5 protein-coding genes and 4 tRNA genes are annotated in these 6,292 nt (G+C 42.6%); 6 read left to right on the top strand and 3 right to left on the bottom strand.

Annotated features, from left to right (window positions below):
- Nucleotides 1–629 precede the first annotated feature (629 nt).
- Both pssA and R7Z41_RS23405 read right to left on the bottom strand, forming a co-directional pair.
- Nucleotides 630–1,970, bottom strand: coding sequence for a CDP-diacylglycerol--serine O-phosphatidyltransferase (gene pssA / locus R7Z41_RS23410; protein ID WP_033907507.1), 1,341 nt, complete (start codon nucleotides 1,968–1,970; stop codon nucleotides 630–632).
- Nucleotides 1,971–2,041: 71 nt separating this feature from the next.
- Entirely contained in the window at nucleotides 2,042–2,473 is a 432-nt protein-coding gene (locus R7Z41_RS23405; RefSeq protein ID WP_017821963.1) for a GNAT family N-acetyltransferase, read from the bottom strand.
- A 101-nt stretch (nucleotides 2,474–2,574) separates the two neighbouring features.
- Between R7Z41_RS23405 and murB the strand changes: the two genes are divergently transcribed.
- Together murB and birA are read left to right on the top strand one after the other, a co-directional pair.
- Entirely contained in the window at nucleotides 2,575–3,618 is a 1,044-nt protein-coding gene (gene murB / locus R7Z41_RS23400) for a UDP-N-acetylmuramate dehydrogenase (protein ID WP_206971069.1), read from the top strand.
- A complete protein-coding gene (gene birA / locus R7Z41_RS23395; protein WP_130545443.1) occupies nucleotides 3,615–4,580 on the top strand; it encodes a bifunctional biotin--[acetyl-CoA-carboxylase] ligase/biotin operon repressor BirA in 966 nt (321 codons plus the stop codon). The genes murB and birA overlap by 4 nt, the downstream gene beginning before the upstream one ends.
- 7 nt (nucleotides 4,581–4,587) lie before the next feature.
- Here the strand turns inward: birA and coaA are convergent, their stop codons facing one another.
- Nucleotides 4,588–5,511, bottom strand: a complete 924-nt coding sequence (gene coaA / locus R7Z41_RS23390; protein ID WP_005388683.1) for a type I pantothenate kinase — start codon at nucleotides 5,509–5,511, stop codon at nucleotides 4,588–4,590.
- A 205-nt stretch (nucleotides 5,512–5,716) separates the two neighbouring features.
- Between coaA and R7Z41_RS23385 the strand changes: the two genes are divergently transcribed.
- The 4 genes from R7Z41_RS23385 to R7Z41_RS23370 all read left to right on the top strand — a co-directional run bounded on the left by R7Z41_RS23385 (nucleotide 5,717) and on the right by R7Z41_RS23370 (nucleotide 6,112).
- A tRNA-Thr gene (locus tag R7Z41_RS23385) sits at nucleotides 5,717–5,792 on the top strand.
- A gap of 36 nt (nucleotides 5,793–5,828) precedes the next feature.
- A tRNA-Tyr gene (locus R7Z41_RS23380) sits at nucleotides 5,829–5,913 on the top strand.
- 35 nt (nucleotides 5,914–5,948) lie between these two features.
- A tRNA-Gly gene (locus R7Z41_RS23375) sits at nucleotides 5,949–6,023 on the top strand.
- Between the two features lie 13 nt (nucleotides 6,024–6,036).
- Nucleotides 6,037–6,112: transfer RNA gene (locus R7Z41_RS23370), tRNA-Thr, on the top strand.
- Nucleotides 6,113–6,292 lie beyond the last annotated feature (180 nt).

Here is a 6,292-nt window from a genome sequence, read left to right as displayed (position 1 = left end):
GGGGTCGCGGGTTCGAGTCCCGTCCACTCCGCCACTTATATTAAGCCTCAGTCGAAAGACTGAGGCTTTTTTCGTTTCTACTGCGACGTTTCCCTGAAGAGTGTTTATACACCTAACTAGACTATTTCACATAATCCCTACTAAGCGAACTCTGCGTAATTACACACTAGGCTCTAATAATATAGGCCGTTGATGCTATGGAAAGGCAATATGACCTACAAACAAGCCTAAGTAATCTATGGTATTCAAAGGCGTTCAACGACTTGAATCTTGATGAGAAAGAAAAAACGAATTGGAAGGTGAAAGATTGAAGGAGCTCTTCATTAGCGAGGTGATGATTTTCGACGCTGAACATTTGATGAGTCTCAGAAAAAATATATCGCCAAAGGGTAAGAAGCGCCAGAACAGAGAGGGGTAGCTTAGCTCGAGGCTGTAAGCTATGCGGAATACTCACAAACGTCAAAGCTCAAACCCATTAAGAGAGTCGCTCTAGATCTAAGTGGTTATGTGCTCACTAGCGGTACTAGAAAATAGTTAAGTATTCCAAATGGATTATATGAAAAAGCCAACTGCTAAAGCGGTTGGCTTAGTATAAAAATCTCGACGTACTTTAGAGCGAGAAATGATGTCTAAAGAATACGTTTTAAAACACCATCTGCCTTTAGGCGGGTAATTTTTCTGACCAGTCGCTGTACCCCTATAGGATAGTCTTCTACTTTCTCTAATTGCTTATAGGTACAGATAAGGTGAGTATGCTCAAGAATACGCGAAACTTCGTCTTCAAACTTCTCAGTGAGCTTCGCATAATTGTCTTGTATGAGTAGCCCATTTTCTAGGTCGAGTGACCAAGCACGTGGATTTAGGTTATTCCCAGTAAGTAGCATATAGCGTTTATCAACCCAAATACCCTTAAGGTGGAAGCTGTTATTGTCATGCTTCCATAGGTGAATTGACAATTTACGTGCGGCGATATTCGCTTCATTGGTTTTCGCAAAGCGACGCAAATTCACTTCGTAAAGATATGGAAGTCCGCCAATGGTTTTAAAGTCTTCCTCAGGTGCAATGTAAAAGTCATTGGCGGTTTTATCACCCACAACAATAGTTACTTTCACACCACGCTTCATGGCTCGTTTCACTTCACGATGAAGTGCTTTAGGGAAGTTAAAGTAAGGCGTACAAATGAAAATTTCGTCTTGGGCTGCTGCCAATAACTTTACAATCTGTTGATTGAGCAGATTACGGCGTTTGCCTAGCCCAACTAACGGAGTGACTTTTACACTTTCTTCTGTTGCAGCTTGGTCTTCAAACTTATAGTTGGCTTGAGCAAGAGAAGCCCTCAGTTGGCGAATCGCCGACTTTATTTCTTTGGTTTCTGGCTTATCTTTTCCTGCAAGATCATTAACGGCAGGGTGAGCAATCATTTCTTCCTGAATGAATTGCACCATTGAATTCGCTAAAGATTCATGTCGAATCACATGGTAACGATCAAATCGATAACGTTCATGATAATGGAGATAAACGTTATTTAAGCTCGCCCCACTGTAGATAACAGTATCATCGACAATGAAGCCTTTTAAATGCAGTACCCCAAAAACTTCTCTGCCACGCACTGGTATGCCATAGACAGGGATTGGGTGTTGGTACTTACTGGCATATGCTTTGTAAAGCGCTGAATTACCCTCAGATGTCTCCGCACCAATCAGGCCACGCTGCGCTCGATGCCAGTCGACACAGATATTGATGTCCAACCCAGGATTGCGCTGTTTCGCTTCATAAAGCGCAGTGAGAATTTCACGTCCAGCTTCATCATCTTCCAGATATAGAGCGACTAGGTAAATTCGCGACGTTGCTTTGCTGATAGCATCTAAAAGACGGGTTCTGAATGATTCTGCTGAATACAGAACATCAAAGTCTTCCGGATTGACAGCGAGACTTGGCAACTGTTCGAATGGATTCCTACTTACTATCATATCGGTATGAGTACCTTAGTTTAGTGCAATATTGCGAACCTGCCATTTTATCAAAGATATGATTTACCTGGCTACAAAAGCACGCGTTTTGATGTCGTTGAAGAGATGAATTGCATTGGAATGAGATCTTTACCGCTATCTACATAACGTTGAAATGCCATTTTTAGCGGGTGTGGTAGCTCAGAGCAATCAATTGTTGTGAATCCATGCTTGGAATAATAGGATTCGAGATGTGTAAACGCGAAGCAATAATCGCCATCAGTGAAAACATTGTTTTTACAATGAGTTAGTAGTTTTTTTCCAATCCCTGTTCCCCTAACTTTCGGAATGACCAACATTCCTGTCAATAGACGAACTTTATCTACACTTTTTAAACGTAGTAACGCAATGATTTCACCTTTATGGCTTGCTGTAATGATCAATTCATCTTTTTTGGCTCGACCCGCAGGGTAATACGCTTTGTATAGTTTCTTAATGAGGGGGAGCTTGATGGGATTTAACACTTCTATGATTAATGAGTCTGGTATTGTCACTGCGGTTAAAAGATAACTAATGTAGAATGTCGACAGTTTAAGAGAATCTTATCTGGTGTTGCAAACCTACTATGCAAATTAAAACAAATGCGAGCCTAAAGGCTTACCATACTTTTGGAATTGAACAATCGTGTTCCTATTTAGCTATCGTTGAGTCGCTTGAAGATGTTATTGAGCTATTTCAAAACCCAAGATTCACCCATTTACCGAAACTTTTTTTAGGTAAAGGAAGTAATGTTCTTTTTACAGAACATTTTGAGGGATTAGTGATTGTTAATCGAATCATGGGTAAAGAAGTCACGGAAACGGATGAGCACTACCTATTACATATTGCCGGTGGTGAAGATTGGCCTGGATTGGTTTCCTGGTGTGTGAATCAGGGGATCGGTGGGATTGAGAACTTAGCTTTGATTCCAGGTTGTGCTGGCTCGGCTCCTATTCAGAACATTGGTGCGTATGGCCTAGAGCTAAAAGACATCTGTGATTATGTAGATGTTCTTGATCTAACTACGTTTGAAAACAAAAGAATACACGCCCAAGACTGTGAGTTTGCCTATAGGGATTCCATATTTAAACATGCGTTGCACGGAAAGTGCTTTATCACCGCATTAGGGCTTAAGTTGGCGAAGCAATGGCAGCCGATTAACCAGTACGGTCCTTTACAAAGTATCCCAGAAGAACAACTCAGCCCTGCTTCTATCTTCGAACGAGTATGCCAAGTGCGAAAGGCAAAACTGCCAGATCCAACCAAGATAGGTAACGCAGGTAGTTTCTTTAAAAACCCAGTGATCACGCAAGATCACTATGATCGACTCACAAAAAAATACCCTAACGTAGTAGCCTACCCAGCTTCTGGAGGAATGAAAATTGCTGCTGGTTGGCTTATTGATCAGTGTGGATTAAAGGGGAAGTCTGTACATGGTGCGCAGGTCAACCCTATGCAAGCTTTGGTTTTGACCAACATAGATAATTGTAGTGCTGATGACATTGTCGCGCTTGCTTCTTTAGTGAAGCAGACAGTATGGGACAAATACCAAATCATACTTGAGCATGAAGTACGCTTTCTCAATCGTACCGGGGAGACCAATTTGACTCAGATCGAGGCATCTAGATGAGAAAAGATCACTCTACGAAACTTCATATTTTAAAGTTATTAAGTGATGGAGAGTTTCATTCAGGAGAAGCGTTGGGCGACGATCTTAATGTTTCCAGAGCGGCAATCGCTAAGCACATTAAAGGTCTTAGTGAATGGGGTATTGATATTTATCGAGTGCAAGGGCGTGGTTACCAATTAGCTTCACCATTGCAGCTGTTAGACGAGACACTCCTTACCACTAGCTCGGAGTCACTTGTTGAACTTGTCCCTGTGATTGACTCAACGAACCAGTATTTGCTCGACAGAGTCGCGGATTCGGAAAAGGGCCGTGTTTGTATTGCTGAATATCAAGCGCAAGGTCGTGGTCGCCGCGGTAGACAATGGGTCTCACCGTTTGGCTCTAACTTATATCTCTCTATGTATTGGCGACTGGATGCGGGAATGGCTGCGGCAATGGGCTTGAGCTTGGTGATTGGGATTGCCGCAGTGGAAGCTCTGGAAGAAGTAGGCATGCAAGGTGTTAAACTCAAGTGGCCGAATGACTTGTATTATCAAGATAAAAAACTGGCCGGAATCTTGGTTGAAATGTCGGGTCAGGCCGGTGGGGCTGCTCATCTAGTGATTGGGATGGGCCTGAATATTGGAATGCCTGACGACCAGCCTGAGATTGACCAGCCATGGACCACGTTGAACCAAGTAAATCAGAGTCTCAAGATCGATAGAAATGTTCTAGCAATGACTCTTATCAAGCATTGGAATTCTGCACTTGTCGAATATGAAATGAAAGGGCTTACTGGCTTTATCGAACGTTGGAATCGGTTAGACAATTTCCTTAATCGTCAGGTCAAACTGCTTATTGGGCCTAGAGAGGTACATGGCGTCGTTCGAGGCATCGATCATCAAGGTGGAATATTAATCGAAACCTCCCAAGGACTAGAGACTTATATTGGTGGTGAAATCTCGTTGCGTAAAAGTGACTAAGCTTCGATTACTTTCGCAACGAGACTTTATCAACCAAGTGGTTAACGCCTTTGTGTAGAATCAAGTGGGCTCTCTCACGAGTTGGAAGAATATTCAATTCTAAATTGAGCCCATTAATATCATGCCAAATTTGCTTTGCTTTTTTCTTTGCGTCATCGACAGAGAGTTGTGTGTAGTGGCTAAAATAAGAGCCTGGTTTCGTAAAGGCCCCTTGGCGAAACTTTAAAAAGCGTTCTACGTACCAATGTTCAATGGTCTCTGTTTCTGCGTCGACATAAATTGAAAAATCTAAAAAGTCAGATACGAAGACACGATGCGGGTCATGTGGATAGTCCATTCCACTTTGCAGAACGTTTAAACCTTCAATAATAAGAACATCCGGTCTATCCACTTTTCTTAGTTCATCAGTAATGTCATACGTGATGTGAGAGTAGATGGGTACTTCAAGATCGGGCTTTCCTGCCTTTACGTCAGACATGAACTCGACTAAGCGCTTGATATCATAGGATTCTGGGAAGCCTTTACGATGCATGATACCGCGTTCTTCTAGTACTTTTTTCGGATATAGGAAGCCATCTGTTGTAACCAAGGACACTTTGGGATGATTCTCCCAACGAGAAAGCAATGCCGTTAGAATACGAGCAGTCGTACTTTTGCCTACAGCAACACTGCCAGCGATACCAATTACGAAAGGGGGAGCATGTTCCTCTGTATTTAAGAATTGTTGTAATACGGAATTGCGGCTTTGACGAGCCTGGACATACAGATTCAAAAGACGAGACAAAGGAAGGTAGATCTCTACCGCTTCCTCCATGGTTAGGTTTTCATTAATGCCCTGAAGCGCAGTCAAGTCGTCTTCAGAAAGTGTCATCGGTACAGAGTTTCTTAACTCGGCCCAATTTGCACGGTCAAATGACAAAAATGGACTCATGGGTCTCTTTTATCCTTGGTTTAATAGAAGCAAGAACATACATCAAGCGAACTTCAAAGCAAACGACAAAGGTCGAAGTTTACTTTAAAAAAGCTAAGTTTGTACGAATTTGCAGCAAACGAATCTAAAAAATCGAAATTTATGATTTTTTTTCAAATTACTATTGCAACCTAGAAAATCATTCAATAGAATGCGCACCACTTATGCCGACTTAGCTCAGTAGGTAGAGCAACTGACTTGTAATCAGTAGGTCACCAGTTCGATTCCGGTAGTCGGCACCATTCTTTCCTTTAGTAGTCTGAATGGCTTGAAAATTTGGAGGGGTTCCCGAGTGGCCAAAGGGAGCAGACTGTAAATCTGCCGGCACTGCCTTCGATGGTTCGAATCCGTCCCCCTCCACCATATTCTTTAGGAAATAGCTCTCAGAGTTACGTGTTGCGGGCATCGTATAATGGCTATTACCTCAGCCTTCCAAGCTGATGATGCGGGTTCGATTCCCGCTGCCCGCTCCACTCTAATTTGAGTGCTGATATAGCTCAGGTGGTAGAGCGCATCCTTGGTAAGGATGAGGTCGGCAGTTCGAGTCTGCCTATCAGCACCAGCTCTCAAGTTTATTTCCTTTTGATATTAGATTTACCAATTATCTTTTTTTGGTTGCGTGGTCAATTTGGGCCACCTAAATCCGTACCTAGAGGGACCACTCATGTCTAAAGAAAAATTTGAACGTACGAAACCGCACGTTAACGTTGGTACTATCGGCCACGTTGACCACGGTAAAACA

The organism is Vibrio sp. 1457, from assembly GCF_033340195.1.
GTDB lineage: Bacteria > Pseudomonadota > Gammaproteobacteria > Enterobacterales > Vibrionaceae > Vibrio > Vibrio alginolyticus.
This window is presented reverse-complemented; position numbering and strand designations above follow the sequence as displayed.